This is a genomic window from Streptomyces chryseus, assembly GCF_014650755.1.
In the GTDB taxonomy this organism is placed as follows: Bacteria; Actinomycetota; Actinomycetes; order Streptomycetales; family Streptomycetaceae; genus Streptomyces; species Streptomyces chryseus.
Genome location: NZ_BMVO01000001.1, coordinates 313,685 through 336,484 on the forward strand (window position 1 = coordinate 313,685; position 22,800 = coordinate 336,484).

Genomic DNA, 22,800 nt, shown 5'->3' on the forward strand with positions numbered 1-22,800 from the left:
CCGCCGGACGCCTAGTCCGTCGCCTCGGCGTCGGCCTTGCGGCCGGTCCCGGCGTCAGCACCCGCGTCGTCCGTGCCATCCGCGCGGCCGGCGTCGTCGGCGTGGTCGGCGTCGTCGGCGTGGTCGGCGTCGTCGGCGTCGTCGCCGCTCGCGTCGCGCTTCTCCGGGGAGACCGGCTCGACGGTCTCCTCGCGCCCCGGCCGCAGCTTGGCCGAGATCACGAAGTACGCCACCGCGCAGGCGAAGACGACGATGGAGGTCCAGACGTTCAGCCGCAGGCCCAGCACGTGGTGGGCCTCGTCGACCCGCATGTACTCGATCCAGCCGCGACCGGCGCAGTACAGCGCGACGTACAGCGCGAAGACCCGGCCGTGTCCGAGCTTGAACCGGCGGTCGGCCCAGATGACGACGAGTGCGGCGCCGACACACCACAGCGACTCGTACAGGAAGGTCGGGTGGTAGATCCCGGCCTCGCGGTTCACGCCCTCGGAGATCTTGAGGCCCCAGGGCAGGTCCGTCGCGCGGCCGTACAGCTCCTGGTTGAACCAGTTGCCCCAGCGGCCGATCGCCTGGGCGAAGGCGAGGCCCGGAGCCATCGCGTCGGCCCAGGCGGGGAGCGGGATCCCGCGGCGGCGGCAGCCGATCCAGGCGCCGACCGCGCCGAGGGCGACGGCGCCCCAGATGCCGAGGCCGCCTTCCCAGATCTTGAAGGCGTCGACCCAGTCCTGGCCCTCGCTGAAGTACAGCTGGTAGTCGGTGACGACGTGGTAGAGCCGCCCGCCGACGAGGCCGAACGGCACCGCCCACACGGCGATGTCGGCCACCGTGCCGGCTTTGCCTCCCCGGGCGACCCAGCGCTTGTTGCCGTACCAGACGGCCAGGAAGACACCGGCGATGATGCAGAACGCGTAGCCGCGGAGCGGGATCGGTCCGAGCTCGATCACACCGGTCGACGGGCTGGGAATATAGGCAAGGTCCATGGCAGGGTCGACGCTACCCTGCCGGGTGGGAGGTACGGCAACCCACCCGGCAACGTCTGGGTAACGAGCGACGCGCCTCCGCCCGGCGCCCCGCCGCTACGGCGTGCCCGGCGGCACGTACCCCTGGGGCACCGACCCCTGCGGCACGGTGGCGGGCGGCACCGACGCCTGGGGCATGGACGCCGGAGGCACGGACGCCGGCGGCGCGGGCGCCTGGGGCGCGGCGGGCGGTGACGAGGTGGCGGGCGCGGACGACGCGGCGGACGCCGACGGCGTCGCGGTGGCCGTACCGGCCTTCTTGCCCTTGTTCGCCTCGGCGACCCACTTCTTGAGGTTCTCCGGGGAGATCTGCTCCTCGCCCTTCTTCGGGAAGACCGACTCCCCGTTGAGCTGCACGGTCGGCGTCCCGCTGAAGTTGCCCTTCTGGAACGCGTCGTTGGACTTGCGCACCCAGCCCTCGTGCGTCCCGTCGGCCACACACTGCTTGAACGGTTCTGTGACGAGTCCGTCGACCTTCCCCGCGAGTTCGATCAGACGGCTGTCCCGGCTGAAGGCGTCGTCGGGCTCGGGCGGCTGGTTCTGGTACAGCACGTCGTGGTACGGCACGAACTTGCCCGCGTCCTGCGCGCAGGCGGCCGCGTTGGCCGACTTCAGCGACCCGGAGCCGCCCATGTTGCCGTCGATGAGGGTGGCCAGGTGGTACTCGACCTTGATCTGGCCCGCCGCCTCCAGCTCATGGATCGTGTCCCGGAACGCGTTCTCGAACTGGGCGCACGCCGGGCAGCGGAAGTCCTCCCAGACCGTGAGGGTCGACGGCGCGTCCGTCGTCCCCACCGGGATCATCGGTCCGTTCCTGTCGCCCGCGCCCCGGGGGGCCACCACGGCGCTCGCGCTGTCGTCGCCGCTCCCGTCCGAGCCCGAGTTCGCGGCGAGGATGCCCACCACGGCGGCCAGGCCCAGCACGCCGACCACGGCGCCGGCCACGATCAGTGTCCGCCGGCGCCGGTCGCGCGCCTTCTGCGCCTCGCGCTCCTGGATCAGGCGCTCGCGGGCGGTTCGTTTTCCGTCACGGTTCTTGTCACTCACACCCGCAGCAACGAACCGGGGAGGCGCGGGCGCGCCTCCCCGGTCCAGGTCCACCCGTACGGGTTACACCGCTCAGTTGTTCAGGTCGTGCCGCCTCAGGCCGCGCCGGCCCCGTCGCCGCCCCTGCGCACGCCCCGCGCCAGCTCGCCCGCGAGCGCCCGTACGGCCTCCAGGCCCGCCGCGGCGTCCGGCGCGTCGAGCATCCGCTGGACGAAAGCGGAACCGACGATCACGCCGTCCGCGAAGGCCGCGACCTCCTTCGCCTGTACGGCGTTGGAGACACCGAGCCCGACGCACACCGGCAGTGCGGTCGTGGCCCGCGTCCTGCGCACCAGGTCCTGCGCCTGCGCGCCCACCGACTCGCGCGTGCCGGTGACGCCCATCAGCGAGGCCGCGTAGACGAACCCGGACCCGGCCGCGGTGATCGTGGCGAGTCGCTCGTCCTTGCTGCTCGGCGCGACGACGAAGACCGTGGCCAGGCCGTGCTTCTCGGCGTGCTCGCGCCACAGCGCCGACTCCTGGACCGGCAGGTCAGGCAGGATGCAGCCGGCGCCGCCGGCCTCCGCCAGCTCGGCGGTGAAGCGCTCGACGCCGTACCGGTCGATCGGGTTCCAGTACGTCATGACGAGGACCGGGGCCCCGGTCGCCTCGTGCGCCTCACGGACGGTGCGCATCACGTCGGCGATCTTCACCCCGCCCCGCAGCGCGATGTCGTCGGCGGTCTGGATGACCGGCCCGTCGAGCACCGGGTCGCTGTGCGGCAGCCCGACCTCGACGACGTCCGCGCCGCCCGCGACGACCGCCTTGACCGCGTCGATGCCGCCGTCGACGGTCGGGAAGCCGGCCGGGAGGTACGCGATGAGGGCCGCCCGGTTCTCCGACCGGGCCCGCTCCAGGGTGTCGCTCAGCAGTTGGATGTTCCCGCTCACTTGGTGTCCCTCTGGATCTCGGCGGCGCCGTTGTCGGAGGAGGCGTCGGCCTCGACCGCCGCGTCGGTGTCGTACAGGCCGAAGTAGCGGGCGGCCGTGTCCATGTCCTTGTCGCCGCGCCCGGACAGGTTGACCAGGATCAGCCCGTCCTTGCCCAGCTCCTTGCCGAGCTCCAGCGCGCCCGCGAGCGCGTGGGCGCTCTCGATGGCCGGGATGATGCCCTCGGTGCGCGACAGCAGGAGCAGGGCCTGCATCGCCGCGTCGTCCGTCACGGCCCGGTACTCGCCCCGGCCGCTGTCCTTGAGGTAGGCGTGCTCGGGGCCGATGCCCGGGTAGTCGAGGCCCGCCGAGATCGAGTAGGGCTCGGTGATCTGGCCCTCCTCGTCCTGCAGGACGTACGACCGCGAGCCGTGCAGGATGCCGGGCTCGCCCGCCGACAGGGTGGCCGCGTGCTCGCCGGTCTCGATGCCGTGCCCGGCGGGCTCGCAGCCGACGAGGCGTACGTCCGCGTCCGGGATGAAGGCGTGGAAGAGACCGATGGCGTTGGAGCCGCCGCCGACACAGGCGACGGCCGCGTCGGGCAGCCGTCCCGCGCGCTCCAGGATCTGGCGGCGTGCCTCGACGCCGATGACCCGGTGGAAGTCGCGGACCATGGCCGGGAAGGGGTGCGGTCCGGCGACGGTGCCGAAGAGGTAGTGCGTACGGTCGACGTTGGCGACCCAGTCGCGGAACGCCTCGTTGATGGCGTCCTTCAGGGTGCGGCTGCCGGACTTCACCGCGACGACCTCGGCGCCGAGCATCCGCATGCGGGCGACGTTGAGCGCCTGGCGCTGGGTGTCGATCTCGCCCATGTAGATGGTGCATTCGAGGCCGAAGAGGGCGCACGCGGTGGCAGTGGCGACACCGTGCTGGCCGGCGCCGGTCTCCGCGATCACGCGCGTCTTGCCCATGCGCTTGGTGAGCAGCGCCTGGCCCAGCACGTTGTTGATCTTGTGCGAGCCGGTGTGGTTCAGGTCCTCGCGCTTGAGGAAGATCCTTGCCCCGCCCGCCTGTTCGGCGAAGCGCGGCACCTCGGTGAGCGAGCTGGGCCGGCCCGTGTAGTGGACCATCAGCTCGTTCAGCTCGGCCGCGAAGGCCGGGTCGGACTTGGCCTTGTCGTACTCGACGGCGACCTCGTCGACCGCGGCGACGAGCGCCTCGGGGATGAACTTGCCGCCGTACGCGCCGAAGTAGCCCTCGGTGCTGGGGACGGTGCCCTCGGGGTCCGGAATGAAGAAGTCAGAAGACATCCGACGTACTCCTCAGAAGGGGCTGGCGCCCCATGAAAGATCAACGGGTGGAAGTGACCGTATGCGCCGCGCGCGGGATCACCCGCGTACGCCTCGGAGGCATCCGGGCGTACGGGCGGGGCGGATCGCTACAGCGCGCCTTCGGGGCGCCATCGCATGCCGTTGATCTGACCGGGCTCGGACCCGATGTGGTAGCGCACCCGGCGTCCGCGCACCCGCCGTGCCGGGGCCCGGCACCCGCGCGGTCGGCACCCGCGCGCCAGCGGCGCGTGCGGGTCGCGCGCCCGCGTCCCGGCGAGCGGGCGAGGGCCCGGCCGGGTACGTGCGGCGGTACGGCGGAGTGCGGTCATCGGCGTCGGTTCAGCTCCGGCCGTGGCGCAGGGCCGGGTGGGCGCCCGCGGCGACCAGGTCGGCGACGGCGCCCTTCGGGTCGCGGCCGGTGACCAGCGACTCGCCCACGAGCACCGCGTCGGCACCCGCGTTGGCGTAGGCGATGAGGTCGTGCGGGCCGCGGACGCCGGACTCGGCGACCGTGATGATGCCGGCCGGGACCTCGGGGGCGACGCGCTCGAAAGTGCCGCGGTCGACCTTGAGGGTCTTGAGGTTGCGCGCGTTGATGCCGATGATCTTCGCGCCGGCCTCGACCGCGCGCTCGACCTCTTCCTCGTCGTGCGCCTCGACCAGCGGCGTGAGCCCGATGGACTCGGCCCGCTCGATCAGGGAGACCAGGGCCTCCTGCTCCAGGGCGGCGACGATCAGCAGGGCCAGGTCGGCGCCGTACGCCCGCGCCTCCCACAGCTGGTAGGCGGTGACGATGAAGTCCTTGCGCAGCACCGGGATGTCGACCTTGGCGCGTACGGCCTCCAGGTCGGCCAGCGAGCCGCCGAAGCGGCGCTGCTCGGTGAGCACGGAGATGACGGCCGCGCCGCCCGCCTCGTAGTCGGCGGCGAGTCCGGCGGGGTCGGCGATCGCGGCGAGCGCGCCCTTCGACGGGCTGGAGCGCTTGACCTCGCAGATGACCTGGACGCCCTCGCCGCGCAGAGCGGCGACTCCGTCCTTGGCCGGGGCTGCCTTGGCCGCGCGGTCCTTGAGCTCGTCGAGACTGACGCTTGCCTGCCGCTCCGCGAGGTCGGCGAGCACGCCTTCGATGATCTCGTCGAGCACACTCACGCGAGCGGCCCCCTTCCGGGAGGGTGATAGTGGACCAGGATCAGCCATACCAATGCTATCCGCAGAGGGCCTCAGGACTCGCATCGAGCGGCGATCAGTCCCACTACCTGGGACTTCACGGAGCGAGCGCCGAGCCGAACGGCAGGTTCCGGACGACGCTGAACACCGCCGCCGCAGCGCCGATGCCCCACCACCAGGCAGGCCTGAGGGCGATCCGCATCGGGGCGGCGCGGGTGGCGCGAACCACCCAGACGGCCCACAGCACCGCGAAGACGCCGTACCCGACGACCGCCATCGCGTTCGCGCCGAGAGCGGCGGCGAGGTCGCCGGTGGCGACCGCGTGGGCGCTGCGCAGGCCGCCGCAGCCGGGGCAGTAGATGCCGGTGAGCTGGAGGAGCGGGCAGGCCGGGTAGTGGCCGGGTTCGTTGGGGTCGACCGTGCCGACGTACGTGAAGGCCGCCAGGACGCCTGCCATGGTGGCGGCCGGCGCGGCGAGCCGCCGGGCCAGGGACGCGGGCGCGGGGTCCGGTGAGGGGCGCGGCGAAGGGGCAGGGGCGGGCGAGGGCACGGTATCCACCCGCCGATTGTCGCCGCTCATGAGGAAAGGCGCAGCCCGTCGGGGGCTGCGCCTCGCATCACGGGCGCGTCGCACGGCGTCGCGACCACCTCGGCACCCGGCCGGAGCCGGGCCGGAAGCCGCAGAACGGTCAGCGGACCTGGACCTGGCTGTGCGGCTGGGCGCGGCCGGCCTCTTCGCGGGCGCGGCGCATCTCGTCCGACTCCTTGGCCATGCCGAGGCCGGCGGCCTTCATGACCATGCCGACGACGCCACCGATCAGGATCACGACGATTCCCGCCCAGAAGCCGAGCGGGCTGGCGAGCACCGTGAAGGCACCCGAAATGCAGAAACCGATGAAGGCGATGGTGACACCGGTCCAGGCGGCCGGGGTGTGTCCGTGGCTGCTGCCCGCCATGAGTTGCTCCTCGTTGCTGTTGCTCTGTGGTGAGGTGATGAGTCCGTGAGTCGTGTGCTCGTCGCTCATTGTCCCGCACGACGACCGGCGGCGTGATCTCGGGGGTCACACGTCGCGCGTCGGGTCCTCGCCCCGGTCCAGTGCCTTCCAGAGGTCCTCGGGCCGGTCCGGGTCGGGCGCGGCGGGCGCCTTGCGCGTCCGGGGGCTGCCGTCGCGCTCGTAACGGCCCGACATGGAGGGCCACCTCCGGCCGCACCAGAGCGCGAGCAGGCCCGCCACCAGGATCAGCAGTCCGCCGACGGCGGTCGCGTACGGCCAGGCGGTGTGCGTGAGGGAGCCGGCCGTCGCGGCGGCGTCGCCGGTCATCTTCGCGGCCTTCTCGTCGAGCGCCGTGCCGCCGGACGCGCCGAGGAGGGCCGTGACGGCGGCGCCCGCGCCGCTCAGCGCGAGCAGCCCGGCGACCAGCAGGCGGCCCGCCCGGCGGACGGCGAAGACGGCGACGAGCGCGGCGAGGCCCACGACGGCCAGGGCCGCGGGCGCGCCGGTGACGTCCTGCCCCTCGACGGCCAGCGGGAACGCGCCGCCGGGCACCGCGGCCGCGCCCTCGGCCCAGGTCCGGCCCGAGGCGAGGAGCACGACGGCGGCGCCCAGGGCGCCGAGCAGCAGCGCGGCGGCGAGACTGCGGCGGCCGCCCGTGGAGGCGGCCGGCGCGCTCTCGCTGCGCGGAAGCGGTACAGGTGCGGGGGATGCGGCAGTCACGTACTCCACTATCCCTTACGTCCTGTTCCCGCTCAGAGGCGGTTCGCCGTGTGCACCGCGCGCAGCACGGCGGCGGCCTTGTTGCGGCACTCCGTGTCCTCGGCGACGGGGTCGGAGTCGGCCACCACGCCGGCCCCGGCCTGCACGTACGCCGTGCCGTCGCGGAGCAGGGCGGTCCGGATGGCGATGGCGGTGTCGGAGTCGCCGGCGAAGTCGAGGTAGCCGACGCAGCCGCCGTACAGGCCGCGCCGCGACGGCTCCAGCTCCTCGATGATCTGCATGGCGCGCGGCTTGGGCGCCCCGGACAGCGTTCCGGCGGGGAAGCAGGCGGTCAGCACGTCGAAGGCGCTTTGGCCCGGGGCGACGCGGCCGGTCACGGTCGACACGATGTGCATGACGTGGGAGTACCGCTCGACGGACATGAAGTCGACGACCTCGACGCTGCCGGGCTCGCAGACCCGGCCGAGGTCATTGCGGCCGAGGTCGACGAGCATCAGGTGCTCGGCGCGCTCCTTCGGGTCGGCGAGCAGCTCGTCGGCGAGGGCCTGGTCCTCCTGCGGCGTGGCGCCGCGGTGGCGGGTGCCGGCGATCGGGTGCACCATCGCGCGCCCGTCCTCGACCTTGACCAGCGCCTCGGGGCTGGAGCCCACGACGTCGAAGCCTTCGAAGCGGAAGAGGTACATGTACGGCGAGGGGTTGGTGGCGCGCAGGACCCGGTAGACGTCCAGCGCGCTCGCCGCGCAGGGCGTCTCGAAGCGCTGGGACGGCACGACCTGGAACGCCTCGCCGGCGCGGATCCGCTCCTTGATGTCGTCGACGGCCGCCTGGTACGCCTCGCCGCCCCACAGGGCGGTGTACGGCGGCAGGGCGGACGGCGGCAGGGCGGCGGGCGCGGTCGGCACGGCCCGGCTGAGGTCGGCCTCCATCGCGTCGAGCCGGGCGACGGCGTCGGCGTACGCCTCGTCGACGCCGGTGTCCAGGTCGTTGTGGTTGATCGCGTTGGCGATCAGCAGGACCGAGCCGTCCCAGTGGTCGAGGACGGCGAGGTCCGAGGTGAGCAGCATGGTCAGCTCGGGCAGTCGCAGATCGTCGCGCCCGTGCTCGCCGATCTTCTCCAGGCGGCGTACGACGTCGTACCCGAGGTAGCCGACCATCCCGCCGGTGAACGGCGGCAGGCCGCCCGCGAGGTCGCGCGGGGTGTGCAGGGCCTCGATGGTGGCGCGCAGCGCGTCGAGCGGGTCGCCGTCCACGGGTACGCCGACGGGCGGCGTCCCGAGCCAGTGCGCCTGCCCGTCGCGGGCGGTGAGGGTGGCGGCGCTGCGTACGCCGACGAAGGAGTAGCGGGACCAGGAGCGGCCGTTCTCGGCGGACTCCAGGAGGAAGGTGCCCCGGCGTTCCGCGGCCAGCTTGCGGTAGAGGCCGACCGGGGTGTCGCCGTCCGCGAGGAGCCTGCGGCTGACGGGGATGACACGCCGGTCGACGGCCAGCTTGCGGAAGGTCTCGATGTCCATGGCCGGTGACCTTACTGCGCGAGCGGGAGGAGGACGTCGGAGTCGAAGCAGGTGCGGTCGCCGGTGTGGCAGGCGGCGCCGACCTGGTCCACCTTGACGAGCACGGTGTCGGCGTCGCAGTCCAGCGCGACGGACATGACGTGCTGGAAGTGCCCGGACGTGTCGCCCTTGACCCAGTACTCCTGACGGCTGCGCGACCAGTACGTGCAGCGGCCCGTGGTGAGGGTCCGGTGGAGCGCCTCGTCGTCCATCCAGCCGAGCATGAGCACCTCGCCGGTGTCGTACTGCTGGGCGATGGCCGGGACCAGGCCGTCGGCGCTGCGCTTGAGGCGGGCGGCGACGGCGGGATCGAGGCTGCTGGGTCGGGGCGAACTGGTCATGTCCGCCATTGTGCCGCGCCCGCGGGCCGTGACATCCACGCCGTCCGGTCATTGGACGCGCGGCGCCGTGGCCCTGACGGAGCAACGGCCGTACCCTGGCCGTCATGTCGACCCATGCCAAGCGCGAACGACTCCTCCTCGCCGACCTGCTGGAGGCGGCCGGACCGGGCGCCCCGACGCTGTGCGACGGCTGGACCACCCGGGAACTCGCCGCACATCTGGTGGTGCGCGAGCGCCGCGCGGACGCGGCGGGCGGAATAGTGCTGGCGGCCCTGAAGAGCCGGCTGGAGCGGGTTCAGGCGGAGTTCGCCGCGAAGCCGTACGAGGAGTTGATCCAGCTCATCCGTACGGGCCCGCCGCGCATGTCCCCGTACTCCCTCAAGCAGCTCGACGAGGCGGCGAACACCGTCGAGTTCTACGTCCATGCCGAGGACGTCCGGCGGGCGCAGCCCGACTGGACGCCGCGCGAGCTCGACGCGGTCTTCGCGAACGCCCTGTGGTCGCGGATCGAGAAGGCGGCGCGGGTGCTCGGCCGCAAGGCGCCGGTGGGGGTGGTGCTGCGTCGGCCGGACGGTCAGACGGCGGTGGCCCATCGCGGGACGCCGGTGGTGACGGTCACGGGCGAGCCGGGCGAGCTGGTGCTGTTCGCCTTCGGCCGGCAGGAGGCGGCGCAGGTCGAGATGGAGGGCGACAAGGACGCCATCGAGCGCCTGCGCGACGCGAAGCTCGGCATCGCGATGTAGCGAAGCAGCTCACTCACGCCGCAGGGCCCGGACGCGACCCCGAGGGGCGGTGTCCAGGCCCTGCGGCATGGGGAGGAGCGGGTGCCCGGCCGGGCCGGCGGCCGCTAGCGGACCGGGTGGCCCGCCTCGCGCAGGGCGTCCTTGACCTGGGAGATGCGCAGGTCGCCGAAGTGGAAGACCGACGCGGCCAGCACCGCGTCCGCGCCCGCCGCGACGGCCGGCGGGAAGTGGGCGAGGCCGCCCGCGCCACCGGAGGCGATGACCGGCACCGTGACGTGCTTGCGCACCGCCGCGATCATCTCCGTGTCGTAGCCGTCCTTGGTGCCGTCGGCGTCCATGGAGTTGAGCAGGATCTCGCCCGCCCCCAGCTCGGCCGCCCGGTGCGCCCACTCGACCGCGTCGATGCCGGCGGACTTGCGGCCGCCGTGCGTGGTGACCTCGAAGGAGCCGGACTCCGTACGGCGGGCGTCGACCGACAGCACCAGCACCTGCCGGCCGAAGCGCTCCGCGATCTCGCGGATCAGGTCGGGGCGGGCGATGGCGGCGGTGTTGACGCCGACCTTGTCCGCGCCGGCCCGCAGCAGCTTGTCGACGTCGTCGGCGGTGCGTACGCCGCCGCCGACCGTCAGCGGGATGAAGACCTGCTCGGCGGTACGGCGCACCACGTCGTACGTCGTCTCCCGGTTGCCGGACGACGCGGTGATGTCGAGGAACGTCAGCTCGTCGGCGCCCTCCGCGTCGTACAGCTTCGCCATCTCGACGGGGTCGCCGGCGTCGCGCAGGTTCTGGAAGTTGACGCCCTTGACGACCCTGCCGTTGTCGACGTCCAGGCAGGGGATCACTCGGACCGCGAGGGTCATGATGCCTGACCTCCTCGGTCTGCTCGGTAGGCCTCGATCTCGATCTCGACGACCAGGCTCGGGTCGACGAATCCGGAGACGATGATCATCGACGCCGCCGGGCGGACGTCGTCGAACAGCTCCTTGTGGGCGCGGCCGACATCGTCGACGTCCCGGGCGTGCGTGATGTACATGCGGGTGCGTACGACGTCCTCCCGGCCGAGGCCGAGCTCCTCCAGCGCGCCGAAGGCGACGTTGAAGGCGGTGACGGTCTGGTCGTACGGCGCACCGCCGCTGATGACGCCGTCGACGACCGACGTACACCCCGACACGAGGACCAGCCCGTTCGGCAGCTCCACCGCGCGGGAGTAGCCGAACTGCTCCTCCCAGGGGGCGCCGGTCGAGACCTTGCGTACGGAACCGGAGGAGGACACCGTCATGCGGACACCGCCGCCAGCGCCTCTTCCAGGGTGAACGCCTTGGCGTACAGCGCCTTGCCGACGATCGCGCCCTCGACGCCCTGGGGTACGAGCGAGGCGATCGCCCGCAGGTCGTCCAGGGAGGAGACGCCGCCGGAGGCGACGACGGGCTTGTCGGTGGCGGCGCAGACGTTCTTCAGGAGCTCCAGGTTCGGGCCCTGGAGCGTGCCGTCCTTGGCGATGTCGGTGACGACGTACCGCGCGCAGCCCTCGGAGTCGAGGCGCGCCAGCGTCTCGTAGAGGTCGCCGCCGTCGCGGGTCCAGCCCCGGCCGCGCAGCGTCGTGCCGCGCACGTCCAGGCCGACGGCGATCTTGTCGCCGTACTCCGCGATGACCTTGGCGACCCACTCGGGGGTCTCCAGCGCGGCGGTGCCGAGGTTGACGCGCCTGCAGCCGGTGGCGAGCGCCGCCGCGAGCGAGGCGTCGTCGCGGATGCCGCCGGACAGCTCGACCTTGATGTCCATGGAGCGGGCGACCTCGGCGATGCGCTCCCGGTTGTCACCGGTGCCGAACGCCGCGTCGAGGTCGACGAGGTGCAGCCACTCGGCGCCCGCCTGCTGCCAGGCCAGTGCGGCCTGGAGCGGGTCGCCGTACGACGTCTCCGAGCCGGACTCGCCATGGACGAGGCGCACGGCCTGGCCGTCGCGGACGTCGACGGCGGGGAGGAGTTCGAGCTTCGCGGTGTTCGCGGAGGACATCAGAGGGTTCCGATCCAGTTGGTCAGCAGCTGGGCGCCGGCGTCGCCGGACTTCTCGGGGTGGAACTGGGTGGCCCACAGCGCGCCGTTCTCGACGGCCGCCACGAAGGGCTCGCCGTGCGTGCTCCACGTGACCTTCGGCGCGCGGATCTTGGCGTTGGTGACTTCCAGGCTCCAGTCGTGCACGGCGTACGAGTGCACGAAGTAGTAGCGGGTGTCGGCGTCGAGACCGGCGAACAGCTCGCTGTCCTGCGGTGCCTGGACGGTGTTCCAGCCCATGTGCGGGACGACCGGCGCCTGGAGCGGTCCGACCGTGCCGGGCCACTCGTCGAGACCTTCGGTCTCCACGCCGTGCTCGATGCCGCGCTCGAAGAGGATCTGCATGCCGACGCAGATGCCCATGACCGGGCGGCCGCCGGAGAGCCTGCGGCCGACGACCCAGTCGCCGCGCGCCTCGCGCAGGCCCTGCATGCAGGCGGAGAAGGCGCCGACGCCGGGGACGAGCAGTCCGTCGGCGTTCATGGCCCGGTCGAAGTCACGGGTGATCTCGACGTCCGCGCCGACGTGGGCCAGGGCCCGCTCGGCGGACCGGACGTTGCCGAAGCCGTAGTCGAAGACGACGACCTTCTTCTTGTCACTCATTCCCAGAGTCCTTGAATTCGCATGACACCGGCGACCAGGCACATCACGGCGCCGATGCCGAGCAGCACGATGACGCCCTTGGGCAGCTGCTGCTTCCAGAAGGAGTACACACCACCGAGGAGGAAGAGCCCGACGACGATGAGGATGGTGGACAGGCCCGTCACAGTGCGCCCTTGGTCGAGGGGAGGATGCCGGCCGCGCGCGGGTCGTGCTCGGACGCGTACCGCAGGGCACGGGCCAGGGCCTTGAACTGGCACTCCACGATGTGGTGCGCGTTGCGCCCGTACGGGACGTGCACGTGCAGGGCGATCTGGGCCTGCGCGACGAAGGACTCCAGGATGTGCCGGGTCATCGTCGTGTCGTACTCGCCGATCATCGGCGCCATCTTCTCGGGCTCGGTGTGCACGAGGTACGGGCGGCCGGAGAGGTCGACGGTGACCTGGGCGAGCGACTCGTCCAGCGGCACCGTGCAGTTGCCGAAGCGGTAGATGCCGACCTTGTCGCCGAGGGCCTGCTTGAAGGCGGCGCCGAGCGCGAGGGCGGTGTCCTCGATCGTGTGGTGCGAGTCGATGTGCAGGTCGCCGTCGGTCTTCACGGTGAGGTCGAAGAGGCCGTGGCGGCCGAGCTGGTCGAGCATGTGGTCGTAGAAGCCGACGCCTGTCGACACATCGACCTTGCCGGTGCCGTCGAGGTCTATCTCGACGAGGACCGAGGTCTCCTTGGTGGTGCGCTCGACGCGTCCTACGCGGCTCATGAGCTGTGCTCCTTCGGGGGTGTGGGGGTGTCCCCCACATGACTCAGTAGTGCGCGTACCGCATCGAGGAACGCGTCGTTCTCTTCGGGGGTGCCGGCGGTGACCCGCAGCCAGCCCGGTACGCCGTTGTCACGGACCAGGACGCCCTGGTCGAGGATCCGCTGCCACGCCTCGTGCGAGCCTGCCGCACCGTCGAACCGGCCGAACTGGACGAAGTTCGCGTCCGAGTCCGTCACCTCGAAGCCGATGGCACGCAGCTCGGTGACCAGGCGGTCCCGCTCGGTCTTGAGCTGCTCGACATACCCCAGCAGCGTATCGGTGTGTTCGAGCGCGGCGAGCGCGGTGGCCTGGGTGACGGACGACAGGTGGTACGGCAGGCGCACCAGCTGTACGGCGTCGACCACGGCGGGGTCGGCCGCGAGGTAGCCCAGGCGCAGTCCGGCGGCGCCGAAGGCCTTGGACATGGTGCGGGAGAGCACCATGTGGGGCCGGCCCTCGATGAGCGGCAGCAGGGACGGGTGGTGGCTGAACTCGCCGTACGCCTCGTCGACGACCACCAGGGACGGCTTGGCCGCCTGGGCCGCTTCGTACAGCGCGAGGACGGTGTCGGCTCCGACGGCGGTGCCGGTGGGGTTGTTGGGCGAGGTGATGAAGACGACGTCGGGGCGGTGCTCGGCTACGGCCCGCACGGCCGCGTCGACGTCGATGGTGAAGTCCTCGTGGCGCGGCCCGGAGATCCAGCCGGTGCCGGTGCCGCGCGAGATGAGGCCGTGCATCGAGTACGACGGCTCGAAGCCGATCGCGGTGCGGCCCGGGCCGCCGAAGGTCTGGAGCAGCTGCTGGATGACCTCGTTGGAGCCGTTGGCCGCCCAGACGCCCTCCATGGTCACCTCGTACCCGGCGGTGCGGGTGAGGTAGCGGGCCAGCTCGGTGCGCAGCTCGACCGCGTCCCGGTCCGGGTAGCGGTTGAGCTCGCGGGCCGCGTCGCGCACCCGCTCCGCGATGCGCTCGACGAGCGCCTCGGGCAGCGGGTACGGGTTCTCGTTGGTGTTGAGGCGCACGGGCACGTCGAGCTGCGGGGCGCCGTACGGGGACTTGCCGCGCAGCTCGTCGCGGACGGGCAGATCGTCGATGCGGATGCTGCGGGTCATTCCGTCGGCACCTTCCATCCGAACCGCGCCTTGAGGGCCGCGCCGTGCGCCGGCAGGTCCTCCGCCTCGGCCAGCGTCACCACGTGGTGGGTGACCTCGGCGAGCGCCTCGCGCGTGTAGTCGACGATGTGGATGCCGCGCAGGAACGACTGGACCGACAGGCCCGACGAGTGGCAGGCGCAGCCGCCGGTCGGCAGGACGTGGTTGGAGCCGGCGCAGTAGTCGCCGAGGGAGACGGGCGCGTACGGGCCGACGAAGATCGCGCCGGCGTTGCGCACCCGCGCGGCCACGGCGGACGCGTCGGCGGTCTGGATCTCCAGGTGCTCGGCGCCGTACGCGTCGACCACCTTGAGGCCGTCCTCCAGGCTGGAGACGAGCACGATCGCGGACTGCCGGCCGGCCAGCGCGGGCAGGATCCGGTCCTCGATGTGCTTGGTCGCGGCGACCTGGGGCTCCAGCTCCTTCTCCACGGCGGCCGCCAGCTCCTCGGAGTCGGTGACCAGCACGGCGGCGGCGAGCGGGTCGTGCTCGGCCTGGCTGATCAGGTCGGCGGCGACGTGCACCGGGTCGGCGGTGTCGTCCGCGAGGACGGCGATCTCGGTCGGTCCGGCCTCGGTGTCGATGCCGATCCGGCCGGTGAAGTAGCGCTTGGCGGCGGCGACCCAGATGTTGCCGGGGCCGGTGACCATGTTGGCGGGGGCGCACTCGTCGGTGCCGTACGCGAACATCGCCACGGCCTGCGCGCCGCCCACGGCGTACACCTCGTCGACACCGAGGAGCGCGCACGCGGCCAGGATCGTCGGGTGCGGCAGACCGCCGAAGTCGGTCTGCGGCGGGGAAGCGAGCGCGATCGACTCGACGCCCGCCTCCTGCGCCGGGACGGCGTTCATGATCACGGAGGACGGGTAGACGGACCGTCCGCCCGGCGCGTACAGGCCGACGCGCTCGACCGGCACCCACTTCTCGGTCACGGTGCCGCCGGGCACGACCTGGGTGGTGTGCTCGTTCCGGCGCTGCTCGCGGTGGACGATGCGGGCCCGCCGGATCGACTCCTCCAGCGCGGCTCTGACCTTGGGGTCGAGCTGTTCCAGGGCGTCGCTCAGCGCCTGCGCCGGGACGCGTACGCGCTCCAGCTCCACGCCGTCGAACTTCCGCGCGTACTCGATCAGCGCCGCCGTGCCCCGATGGTGCACGTCCTCGCAGATGGGCCGCACCTTTTCGAGGGCGGCCTGTACGTCGAAGTCGGCACGGGGCAGCAGGTCGCGCAGGTCGGCGCCCTCGGGGAGGGCATCGCCACGCAGATCGATTCGAGAGATCACGCTGCCAATTCTCTCAGACCCCGTCCGGCGACCGAGCCCACGTATCACTGGCTGATACACGCCCCACGCGTCATTCCTGACCAATAGCGTTCAGTCCGTCACTCAGAGGGAAGAACGGCTGTACGAATCGGCGAAGGGGGCGGCCTTGACCGAGCCGCAGCAGGACGTCGAAGCGCCCGACTGGCTCAGTGCCTCGGAACTCGGCATGTGGCAGGCGTTCCGCAACGGCAGTACGTACGACCTCCGCACCCGCAATCCCGTCCTGGACGACCCGCTGTCGACCCGGCCGTGGCCTCCGGAACGCAGCGTCCGCGCGCGTGTCGTGGCGCTGCTGCTGCTCAGTGGTCCGCCCGCGCTGCCCGGGCGGGTCGCGGCCCTCAAACTCAGCGGCGTACAGATCACCGGCACCCTCAAGCTCGCGGGCGGCCGTGTCGAGCCGTACGTGGAGCTGAACAGCTGCCGCTTCGAGAAGGAGGTGCTGCTGCCCGAGTGCCACTTCACCACGCTGCGCATGGTGGGCTGCTCCATCCCCCGGCTGGAGGCGGCCCGGCTGCACACCGAGGGCGACCTGCATCTGCCGCGGTGCAGCGTCCCCGGCGGCATCCGGCTCACCGACGCGCAGATCGGCACGGACCTGCTGATCAACCAGATCGTCGTGCGCCAGGACCGCAACGGCCGTTCGATCGCCGCCGACGGCCTGTCCGTCGCCCAGGACCTCCAGGCCGAGATGATCGAGTCGCACGGCGAGTTCAGCCTGCGCGGCGCGAAGGTCGGGGTCTCGCTGAGCCTGCGCGGCAGCCGGCTGCGGCGGCCGTACGGCGTGGAGGGACGGCGTGCGCTGAACGCGCCCCAGCTGACCGTGGAGCGCACGCTCTACCTGACCCCGGCCGGCATCGGGCCCCGGGGCGCCGCGCCGGGGACCACTCCCCCGTACGGCATCGGGAACACGCCGGTACGCGGCACGCGGGTGCAGCGGTTCGAGTGCGAGGGCGGACTGCGGCTCGACGACGGGCGGTTCGGCGACGCGGTGGACTTCGACGGGGCGCGGTTCGTCATGACGCTCGGGCAGGAGCTGTCGCTGCGCCGGGTCCAGACGCCCGAGCTGCGGTTCCTGTGCGAGCGGCCCGACGAGGGCAAGGTCGTGCTGTCCGGCGCGAAGGTCGGCAACCTGGTCGACAAGGCGGACAGCTGGCCCCTGCCCGGCGGGCTGACGATGAACGGCTTCACGTACGACTGCCTCGTGCCGCGCGGGCTGTTCCCGCTGGCGCGGCGGCTGGACTGGGTGACGGCCGCGACCCCGGAGTACGCGCCCGAGCCGTACGAGCGGCTGGCGGCCGTCCTGCGCGGCAGCGGGGAGGACGCGGACGCCCGGGAGGTGCTCCTGGCCAAGCAGCGAAGACGGCGCGAGACGCTGCCGCTCGCGGGAAAGCTGTGGGGCTACCTCCAGGACCTGACAGTGGCGTACGGCTACCGGCCGGGCCGGGCCGCGGTGTGGATGGCGGTGCTGTGGGCGGCGGGGGCGGTGGGGTTCGGGCTGCTCGATCCGCCCGCGATCAACCCGGACCAGCATCCGGAGTGGAACGCCTCGCTGTTCGCCCTGGACCTGCTGCTACCGGTGATCAATCTCGGGCAGGACGGGTACTGGCGGCTCGAACGGCCGTGGCAATGGGCGGCGGCGGGGCTGATCCTGCTCGGCTGGATCCTGGCGACGACGGTCGCGGCGGGGGCGTCACGGCTGCTGCGGCGCGGGTGAGCGTCGCATCGCGTGCGGGCGGACGGCGGGGGCGTCACAGCCTTTCGGGGTCTGCGCGCGGGCGTCACGGCTCGCGGGGTCACCGTTGCGGCACGGTGACCCCGTCGCCGCCGCTACCTTTACCGTCCCTTGACCGACGGCGGCACAACCTTTCCAGCCGATACGAAAGCTTCACCGCCATTCCCTGGCGCCTCCCCGACCTGCGGTTTTCAATGGAACGCACGATGCCATTCCTTCGCGCTCTGATCAGCACCGCGCGCATGATCCGCCACACCCCGAACCTGGGAGCCGGACTGCTCGACGACGACGAGGTGCTGCTCGACGTACCCGACGAGCGACTGGGACCGACCCTCGTCGCGGCGGCCCTCGGCGACCACGGGCCCGCGGCCAAGCTCCTCGCCACCACGCGCGAGGGCGCCGAGTGGGAGAACCGTGACCGCTACGCCACCCGCCTGGCGACGTTCGCCCACAGCCGCGAGGACTGGCTCTGCGACTGGCTAGCCGCCTCCCCGCGCGACCCGGACGCCCTGCTCGTGAAGGCCGAGCTGGCCGTGCGCAGGGCGTGGGAGTCGCCGGCGCGCGCGGAGCGGCTGCGCGACGTCGGCCCGCTGGTCGAGGCGGCGGCGGACGCCGCCCCGCGCGATCCGGTGCCGTGGCGCATCGCCCTCGACCACGCGCGCGGCACGCGTGCGACGCACTCGGCGTTCGAGGAGCTGTGGGCCCAGGCGGTGGGCCGTTCCTCGCACCACTACGGCTGCCACGTCTCGGCGCTCCTCTACCTCTCCGCCCAGTGGTACGGCTCGCACCGCGAGTGCTTCGACTTCGCCGAACAGGCGGCCGAGGACGCCCTGCCCGGATCGCTGGTGCAGGCCCTGCCCGTACGGGCGGCCTTCGCCCACCTGCTGAGCCGCCACGGCGGCGCGTCCGGTGCCGGTCCCGGTCCGACCGCGGGCGTCCGGCCCGAGCGCCTCGACGCGGCGGCCGACCTGGCGATCGCGCTGTCCGCCGAGTACGCGGCGGGCGACCCGTGGCCGGCCGAAGTGCGCAACCTGCTGGCGTACGTCCTGGTCAGCCGGGGGCGGTGGGCCGAGGCCCTGGAGCAGTTCCGGCTGATCGGCCCGTACGCGACCTCGTTCCCCTGGGCGTCGGTGAGCGACGACGTACTGGGCCGGTTCCTCGAAGTCCGGGACACCGCGAAGATCCAGGTGGCCACGGCGATGCCTTTGCGGCCTTTGCGCGGGACGGCCCGCCGGGCCGGTTCCGGCGGCCATTACGCTTGAGCGCTGTGACCACCGCTCGCCTTCCCCTCTTTCCGCTGAACTCGGTGCTGTTCCCCGGCCTGGTGCTGCCGCTGAACATCTTCGAGGAGCGTTATCGCGCCATGATGCGCGACCTGTCGAAGGGCGCGGACTCCGGCGACTCCGCACCGCCCGCCGACCCCTCCGCCGCCTCCTCCGACGAGGACGAGCCGCGCCGTTTCGTGGTCGTCGCCATCCGCGACGGGCGGGAGGTCGCCCCGACCGCGCCCGGCATGCCCGACTCCACCACCCTGACCGAGCGCGGGCCCGCGGCGGGCTTCGGGCCCGACCCGGTCCAGGCCTTCCACCGGGTCGGCTGCGTCGCGGACGCGGCGACGATCCGTGAGCGCGAGGACGGGGGTTTCGAGGTACTGGCCACCGGGACGACCCGGGTCAGGATCCTCTCCGTCGACGCGAGCGGCCCGTACCTCACCGCCGAGGTGGAGGAGCTGCCCGAGGAGCCGGGCGACGACGCGGGCGCACTGGCCGAGGGGGTGCTGCGGGCGTTCCGCAGCTACCAGAAGCGGCTGGCGGGAGCGCGGGAGCGCTCGCTGACGACCGGGGCGGAGCTGCCGGACGAGCCGTCCGTGGTGTCGTACCTGGTGGCGGCGGCGACGGTGCTCGACATCCCGGCCAAGCAGCGCCTGCTCCAGGCGCCCGACACGGCGACCCGGCTGCGCGAGGAACTGAAGCTGCTGCGCTCCGAGACCGCGGTGATCCGCCATCTCCCCTCGCTGCCCGCCGTCGAGCTGACGCGGGCGCCCACCAGCCCCAACTGACCCGGAGGCAGAGCCGCAGTGGCCAAGAAGAAGCGCCCGGCCGGAGGGACCCCCGCGACGGTCGCCCTGACCGAGGCGGGAACGGCGTACGTCCTGCACGCGTACGAGCACGACCCGGCGTCCCCCTCCTCCGGCGAGGAGGCGGCGCAGGCGCTGGGGGTGACGCCGGACCGCGTCTTCAAGACCCTGGTCGCCGACATCGACGGCGCGCTGACGGTGGCGGTCGTGCCGGTGGCGGGTTCGCTCGACCTCAAGGCGCTGGCGGCGGCGGTCGGCGGGAAGCGGGCGGCGATGGCCGACCCGGTGGCGGCGGAACGCACCACGGGCTACGTCCGGGGCGGGATCTCGCCCCTGGGCCAGCGCAAGAGGCTCCCGACGGTCCTGGACGCCTCGGCCTCGTCGCACGAGACGGTGTGCGTCTCGGCGGGGCGGCGCGGCCTGGAGGTCGAACTCTCGCCCGCCGACCTGGCGGCGCTGACGGACGCGGTGATCGCCCCGATCGGGCGGACGTAGCACCCCGCCGTACGCGGGCCGGCGCCCCGGCGGGGCGCGTCCCCGGCGTTCAGCCCCGCGTGCCGTCCCGCTCGCCCGCGCCCGGCTCCGGGTACGGCTCCCCGTACGGCGCCGGCCACTCCGGCTCCGGATCGCGGGGCCCGAACAGGGCCGTCAGCCCCAGATGGACCAGCAGCGCGGCCATCGGCCACGCCAGCAGCGCCCCCTTGGCGCCGAGCTTGAGCGGCGCGTCGAACGGCACGCCCTGCCCGACCTCGCGCGCCCGCTCGACCACGTCGTCCGTCGGTCCGAGCCACACCCCGGTGCCCCAGGCCACCAGCGAGCCGAGCAGCCCGCCCAGCGCCAGGGCGACCACCAGCGGGATGCCGCCCCGGCGGTCGAACCAGAAGACCAGGGCCGCGGCGACCGCGCCGAAGGCGAGCGCCAGCAGCACGAACGTGCCGTCCGCGCCGATCGCCTCCTCGCCCTCCGAGTCCTTGAGGAAGACGGCCTTGTCGGTGGAGATCAGCGGCACGCGGGGCGCCAGCCACAGCCACAGGAGACCGAGCGCGACGCCGAGGACAGTCAGGGCCAGGACCACCACGGCGGCCCGGACCACCTCCGAGGAGAGACCGGCGCCGTCGTCCTGCTCCCCGGCCGCCGCGGGACTCGCGCCGGCCGCGTCGGCGGGCTCGGCGTGGGGCGCGTTCGGGGGCTGGGGAGCGGCCCCGGCTTCGGACTTCTGCCAGGGGTCGTTCGACGGCTGGTGGTGAGGCGGCGTCAGAGGAGCGGTCACCCTGCCATCGTGCCAGGCCCCGGGGGCCGGTGCCTCACCGGACCGGCGCGGGCCCGCCGGCCGGACGGCGCGGACCGGCTAGCGGACCGCCGCCCTGCGGTACGCCCAGGTGGCGACCGCCAGTGAGACGACGCCCACGACGGCGCACACCCCCAGGTCCAGGACCACCGAGGGCCAGTCCGGATGCGGGTCGAAGGTCCGGGCGAAGGCCTCGACGCCGTACGTCGACGGCAGCAGGTCCCGGGCGTACGTGAGGGGCACGGGCAGCCGCTCGGCGGGCAGCACCCCGAGCAGCAGCGCCGCCGACATGCCGAGCTGTCCGAGCAGGGTCGCCAGTTCCTGGCGCGGCGCGAGCAGGCCGAGCGCCGCGCCGAGCCCGGCGAGCGCCGCCCCGGCCAGCGGCACGACGGCCGCCAGCACCCACAGGTGGGTGAGCGGCAGCTGGAAGAGGACGCACCCGACGACGGCCGTGACGAAGGTGCCCGGCACGGTGAAGGAGGCGTAGGCGGCTGCCGCGCCGAGTACCACCGCGGCGGGCGGCACCGGCAGCGTGGCGTAGTGGTCGAGTCCGCCGCTGGCGCGCAGCTGTCCGAAGTACTGGGCGAGCAGGTTGAGCGCGACGAACGCGACGACCAGCACGCTCGACCCGGCGACGACGGCCCGCGCCTCGCCGCCCCCGTCGACGACCCCGCGCATCAGGACCATGATCCCGACGGACTGGAACGTGGCGACGAAGAGCAACGGGATACGAGCCACCCGCGCCCGGGACAGCTGCGCCCGGTAGACGGCGGTGAGCGAGGGCAGCAGGCGCGCGCGGGGGGCGAGCGGCGCGGGCAGGTCGCCGGCCGCACCGGCGTCGTCGTCCCGGCCCTTCGTCACCCGGATCCGCATGGAGCCGGTCTCGGCCTCCGCAGGCACGACACTCACGCTTTGACCAGCCCCTTCGTACCGCTCGTGCTTCCGCCGAGTGCCAGGTAGACGTCTTCCAGGCTCGGGGTCGCGAGGGTGAAGTCGTCGAGCGCCGCGAACGCCTTGCCCCCGGTGACTGCGGCCACGGCCGCGCGCGCCTCGTCGGGGGACAGCCGCAGCACCCAGCGACGCCCGGACTCCTGCGCGGAGGCGCGCAGCGCGGCGACCTCGGGCACGTCCAGCGGCGCGCGCTCCCGCCAGACGAGGTCGAGCCGCACCTCGCCGGCGACGCGCGACTTGAGCCCGGCCGGGCTGTCGCACGCGATGACCCGGCCGCTCTCCAGCACCGCGACGCGGTCCAGGACCGTCTCGGCCTCGATGACATTGTGCGTGACGAGCAGCACGGTGGCGCCGTTCTCCGCCCGTCGGCGGTCGACGGCCGCCCACACCGCGCGGCGCGCGACGGGGTCCATGCCGGTGGTCGGTTCGTCCAGGACCAGGACGGGCCGCTCGCCCACCAGTACGGCGGCGAAGCAGGCGAGCCGGCGCTGACCGCCGGACAGCCTCTTGAGCGGCCGCCCGGCGATGTCGCCGAGGCCGAGCTCTTCCAGTACGTCGTCCCGCTCGGCCCGCGCGGCCTTCGCGGTGAGCCCGCGCAGGCGTCCGGTCGTCTCGGCGGCGAGCGACACGGTCAGCTCGTCCAGCGCGGTCGATTCCTGTCCGAGGTACGCCACCAGCCGCGAGGCGCGCTCGGGATGCCGGACGAGGTCGTGCCCGAGCAGTGCGACGCCGCCGGAGTCCGGGCGCATGAGCCCGGTGAGCTGCCGTACGAGCGTCGACTTTCCCGCGCCGTTGGGGCCGAGCAGCCCGAAGATCTCGCCCCGGTGGACGTCGAGGGAGATCCCGTCGGTGGCCCGCACGGCCGGCGTCGCGGGGACCCCGCGGCGGCCGCGTGCGGCGGGATATGTCTTGACCAGGTCCCGCACGGCACACACGACTCCCGTGCCGCGTCGCGCCTGCGCTGTGCCCGTACTCACGAGGGACGAGCCTACGGGGTTCCGGGCCGGTCGC

General features: G+C 73.0%; 27 protein-coding genes. 5 read left to right on the top strand and 22 right to left on the bottom strand.

The annotated features are described in order from the left end of the window. Window positions 1-11: 11 nt before the first annotated feature. The 11 genes from lgt to hisI all read right to left on the bottom strand — a co-directional run bounded on the left by lgt (window position 12) and on the right by hisI (window position 9,078). Window positions 12-980: a prolipoprotein diacylglyceryl transferase gene (gene lgt, locus IE185_RS01495; protein ID WP_138897304.1), complete on the bottom strand. Its 969-nt coding sequence runs from the start codon at window positions 978-980 to the stop codon at window positions 12-14. Between the two features lie 96 nt (window positions 981-1,076). After that, complete coding sequence (locus IE185_RS01500; RefSeq protein WP_138897305.1) at window positions 1,077-2,066, bottom strand: DsbA family protein; 990 nt, start codon at window positions 2,064-2,066, stop codon at window positions 1,077-1,079. Between the two features lie 95 nt (window positions 2,067-2,161). Continuing rightward, window positions 2,162-2,995, bottom strand: coding sequence for a tryptophan synthase subunit alpha (trpA, locus tag IE185_RS01505; RefSeq protein ID WP_138897306.1), 834 nt, complete (start codon window positions 2,993-2,995; stop codon window positions 2,162-2,164). Continuing rightward, on the bottom strand, window positions 2,992-4,284 hold the full coding sequence (trpB, locus tag IE185_RS01510) for a tryptophan synthase subunit beta (protein WP_138897307.1): 1,293 nt from the start codon (window positions 4,282-4,284) through the stop codon (window positions 2,992-2,994). Before trpB ends, trpA begins: the two co-directional genes overlap by 4 nt. A 128-nt stretch (window positions 4,285-4,412) precedes the next feature. Continuing rightward, entirely contained in the window at window positions 4,413-4,634 is a 222-nt protein-coding gene (trpM, locus tag IE185_RS32930; protein ID WP_138897308.1) for a tryptophan biosynthesis modulator TrpM, read from the bottom strand. 10 nt (window positions 4,635-4,644) lie between these two features. After that, window positions 4,645-5,454 carry an indole-3-glycerol phosphate synthase TrpC gene (gene trpC / locus IE185_RS01515; protein WP_138897309.1) on the bottom strand — a complete coding sequence of 270 codons (810 nt, stop codon included), beginning with the start codon at window positions 5,452-5,454 and terminating at the stop codon, window positions 4,645-4,647. Window positions 5,455-5,569: 115 nt separating this feature from the next. Beyond that, on the bottom strand, window positions 5,570-6,052 hold the full coding sequence (locus IE185_RS01520) for a DUF2752 domain-containing protein (protein ID WP_189714459.1): 483 nt from the start codon (window positions 6,050-6,052) through the stop codon (window positions 5,570-5,572). A 109-nt stretch (window positions 6,053-6,161) separates the two neighbouring features. Further along, window positions 6,162-6,428, bottom strand: coding sequence for an HGxxPAAW family protein (locus tag IE185_RS01525; protein WP_138896366.1), 267 nt, complete (start codon window positions 6,426-6,428; stop codon window positions 6,162-6,164). Between the two features lie 105 nt (window positions 6,429-6,533). Further along, the gene (locus IE185_RS01530; protein WP_138896365.1) at window positions 6,534-7,196 is read right to left on the bottom strand and encodes a TIGR02234 family membrane protein; all 663 of its coding nucleotides are present in this window, start codon (window positions 7,194-7,196) and stop codon (window positions 6,534-6,536) included. 23 nt (window positions 7,197-7,219) lie between these two features. Further along, on the bottom strand, window positions 7,220-8,698 hold the full coding sequence (locus IE185_RS01535) for an anthranilate synthase component I (RefSeq protein ID WP_138896364.1): 1,479 nt from the start codon (window positions 8,696-8,698) through the stop codon (window positions 7,220-7,222). A gap of 11 nt (window positions 8,699-8,709) precedes the next feature. Next, a complete protein-coding gene (hisI, locus tag IE185_RS01540; RefSeq protein WP_138896363.1) occupies window positions 8,710-9,078 on the bottom strand; it encodes a phosphoribosyl-AMP cyclohydrolase in 369 nt (122 codons plus the stop codon). Window positions 9,079-9,182: 104 nt separating this feature from the next. Between hisI and IE185_RS01545 the strand changes: the two genes are divergently transcribed. Next, window positions 9,183-9,821: a TIGR03085 family metal-binding protein gene (locus IE185_RS01545; protein WP_138896362.1), complete on the top strand. Its 639-nt coding sequence runs from the start codon at window positions 9,183-9,185 to the stop codon at window positions 9,819-9,821. 104 nt (window positions 9,822-9,925) lie between these two features. On the opposite strand, the gene hisF is transcribed toward IE185_RS01545, so the two are convergent. Genes hisF through hisD form a run of 8 tightly spaced genes read right to left on the bottom strand, consistent with a single transcriptional unit; the run spans window position 9,926 to window position 15,702 of the window. Further along, window positions 9,926-10,681 carry an imidazole glycerol phosphate synthase subunit HisF gene (gene hisF / locus IE185_RS01550; protein ID WP_138896361.1) on the bottom strand — a complete coding sequence of 252 codons (756 nt, stop codon included), beginning with the start codon at window positions 10,679-10,681 and terminating at the stop codon, window positions 9,926-9,928. Next, window positions 10,678-11,100, bottom strand: coding sequence for a RidA family protein (locus IE185_RS01555; protein WP_138896360.1), 423 nt, complete (start codon window positions 11,098-11,100; stop codon window positions 10,678-10,680). Before IE185_RS01555 ends, hisF begins: the two co-directional genes overlap by 4 nt. Further along, window positions 11,097-11,837, bottom strand: a complete 741-nt coding sequence (priA, locus tag IE185_RS01560; RefSeq protein ID WP_138896359.1) for a bifunctional 1-(5-phosphoribosyl)-5-((5-phosphoribosylamino)methylideneamino)imidazole-4-carboxamide isomerase/phosphoribosylanthranilate isomerase PriA — start codon at window positions 11,835-11,837, stop codon at window positions 11,097-11,099. Before priA ends, IE185_RS01555 begins: the two co-directional genes overlap by 4 nt. Beyond that, the gene (gene hisH / locus IE185_RS01565; protein ID WP_138896358.1) at window positions 11,837-12,478 is read right to left on the bottom strand and encodes an imidazole glycerol phosphate synthase subunit HisH; all 642 of its coding nucleotides are present in this window, start codon (window positions 12,476-12,478) and stop codon (window positions 11,837-11,839) included. Before hisH ends, priA begins: the two co-directional genes overlap by 1 nt. Continuing rightward, a complete protein-coding gene (locus tag IE185_RS01570; RefSeq protein WP_167518286.1) occupies window positions 12,475-12,642 on the bottom strand; it encodes a CG2302 family histidine operon protein in 168 nt (55 codons plus the stop codon). Before IE185_RS01570 ends, hisH begins: the two co-directional genes overlap by 4 nt. Then, a complete protein-coding gene (hisB, locus tag IE185_RS01575; RefSeq protein WP_069929187.1) occupies window positions 12,639-13,232 on the bottom strand; it encodes an imidazoleglycerol-phosphate dehydratase HisB in 594 nt (197 codons plus the stop codon). Before hisB ends, IE185_RS01570 begins: the two co-directional genes overlap by 4 nt. After that, on the bottom strand, window positions 13,229-14,383 hold the full coding sequence (locus IE185_RS01580; RefSeq protein WP_138896357.1) for a histidinol-phosphate transaminase: 1,155 nt from the start codon (window positions 14,381-14,383) through the stop codon (window positions 13,229-13,231). The genes hisB and IE185_RS01580 overlap by 4 nt, the downstream gene beginning before the upstream one ends. Next, window positions 14,380-15,702 (bottom strand): histidinol dehydrogenase, encoded by a 1,323-nt coding sequence (gene hisD, locus IE185_RS01585; protein ID WP_138896356.1) that lies wholly within the window; start codon window positions 15,700-15,702, stop codon window positions 14,380-14,382. The genes IE185_RS01580 and hisD overlap by 4 nt, the downstream gene beginning before the upstream one ends. Before the next feature lie 145 nt (window positions 15,703-15,847). Here hisD and IE185_RS01590 point away from each other — a divergent pair, with 145 nt between their 5' ends. The 4 genes from IE185_RS01590 (at window position 15,848) to ybaK (ending at window position 20,045) form a co-directional block, all read left to right on the top strand. Further along, entirely contained in the window at window positions 15,848-17,455 is a 1,608-nt protein-coding gene (locus IE185_RS01590) for an oxidoreductase (RefSeq protein ID WP_189714461.1), read from the top strand. Between the two features lie 212 nt (window positions 17,456-17,667). Continuing rightward, window positions 17,668-18,735: a hypothetical protein gene (locus IE185_RS01595; RefSeq protein ID WP_138899534.1), complete on the top strand. Its 1,068-nt coding sequence runs from the start codon at window positions 17,668-17,670 to the stop codon at window positions 18,733-18,735. Window positions 18,736-18,740: 5 nt separating this feature from the next. Beyond that, window positions 18,741-19,532, top strand: coding sequence for an LON peptidase substrate-binding domain-containing protein (locus IE185_RS01600; RefSeq protein ID WP_138907846.1), 792 nt, complete (start codon window positions 18,741-18,743; stop codon window positions 19,530-19,532). Between the two features lie 18 nt (window positions 19,533-19,550). Then, a complete protein-coding gene (ybaK, locus tag IE185_RS01605) occupies window positions 19,551-20,045 on the top strand; it encodes a Cys-tRNA(Pro) deacylase (protein WP_138898556.1) in 495 nt (164 codons plus the stop codon). A 49-nt stretch (window positions 20,046-20,094) separates the two neighbouring features. Here the strand turns inward: ybaK and IE185_RS01610 are convergent, their stop codons facing one another. The 3 genes from IE185_RS01610 to IE185_RS01620 all read right to left on the bottom strand — a co-directional run bounded on the left by IE185_RS01610 (window position 20,095) and on the right by IE185_RS01620 (window position 22,724). Continuing rightward, entirely contained in the window at window positions 20,095-20,820 is a 726-nt protein-coding gene (locus IE185_RS01610) for a hypothetical protein (RefSeq protein WP_138898557.1), read from the bottom strand. A gap of 78 nt (window positions 20,821-20,898) precedes the next feature. After that, complete coding sequence (locus IE185_RS01615; protein ID WP_229843342.1) at window positions 20,899-21,711, bottom strand: ABC transporter permease; 813 nt, start codon at window positions 21,709-21,711, stop codon at window positions 20,899-20,901. Window positions 21,712-21,743: 32 nt separating this feature from the next. Next, window positions 21,744-22,724: an ABC transporter ATP-binding protein gene (locus tag IE185_RS01620; RefSeq protein ID WP_138898559.1), complete on the bottom strand. Its 981-nt coding sequence runs from the start codon at window positions 22,722-22,724 to the stop codon at window positions 21,744-21,746. Window positions 22,725-22,800: the final 76 nt, after the last annotated feature.

What these genes read in the sequence shown, in the direction of transcription:
- lgt (WP_138897304.1), bottom strand. Translation starts at nt 980, where the DNA reads ATGGACCTTGCCTATATTCCCAGCCCGTCGACCGGTGTGATCGAGCTC.
- trpB (WP_138897307.1), bottom strand. Translation starts at nt 4,284, where the DNA reads ATGTCTTCTGACTTCTTCATTCCGGACCCCGAGGGCACCGTCCCCAGC.
- trpM (WP_138897308.1), bottom strand. Translation starts at nt 4,634, where the DNA reads ATGACCGCACTCCGCCGTACCGCCGCACGTACCCGGCCGGGCCCTCGC.
- IE185_RS01520 (WP_189714459.1), bottom strand. Translation starts at nt 6,052, where the DNA reads ATGAGCGGCGACAATCGGCGGGTGGATACCGTGCCCTCGCCCGCCCCT.
- IE185_RS01525 (WP_138896366.1), bottom strand. Translation starts at nt 6,428, where the DNA reads ATGGCGGGCAGCAGCCACGGACACACCCCGGCCGCCTGGACCGGTGTC.
- IE185_RS01535 (WP_138896364.1), bottom strand. Translation starts at nt 8,698, where the DNA reads ATGGACATCGAGACCTTCCGCAAGCTGGCCGTCGACCGGCGTGTCATC.
- hisI (WP_138896363.1), bottom strand. Translation starts at nt 9,078, where the DNA reads ATGACCAGTTCGCCCCGACCCAGCAGCCTCGATCCCGCCGTCGCCGCC.
- IE185_RS01545 (WP_138896362.1), top strand. Translation starts at nt 9,183, where the DNA reads ATGTCGACCCATGCCAAGCGCGAACGACTCCTCCTCGCCGACCTGCTG.
- hisF (WP_138896361.1), bottom strand. Translation starts at nt 10,681, where the DNA reads ATGACCCTCGCGGTCCGAGTGATCCCCTGCCTGGACGTCGACAACGGC.
- IE185_RS01555 (WP_138896360.1), bottom strand. Translation starts at nt 11,100, where the DNA reads ATGACGGTGTCCTCCTCCGGTTCCGTACGCAAGGTCTCGACCGGCGCC.
- priA (WP_138896359.1), bottom strand. Translation starts at nt 11,837, where the DNA reads ATGTCCTCCGCGAACACCGCGAAGCTCGAACTCCTCCCCGCCGTCGAC.
- hisH (WP_138896358.1), bottom strand. Translation starts at nt 12,478, where the DNA reads ATGAGTGACAAGAAGAAGGTCGTCGTCTTCGACTACGGCTTCGGCAAC.
- hisB (WP_069929187.1), bottom strand. Translation starts at nt 13,232, where the DNA reads ATGAGCCGCGTAGGACGCGTCGAGCGCACCACCAAGGAGACCTCGGTC.
- IE185_RS01580 (WP_138896357.1), bottom strand. Translation starts at nt 14,383, where the DNA reads ATGACCCGCAGCATCCGCATCGACGATCTGCCCGTCCGCGACGAGCTG.
- IE185_RS01595 (WP_138899534.1), top strand. Translation starts at nt 17,668, where the DNA reads ATGGAACGCACGATGCCATTCCTTCGCGCTCTGATCAGCACCGCGCGC.
- IE185_RS01615 (WP_229843342.1), bottom strand. Translation starts at nt 21,711, where the DNA reads ATGCGGATCCGGGTGACGAAGGGCCGGGACGACGACGCCGGTGCGGCC.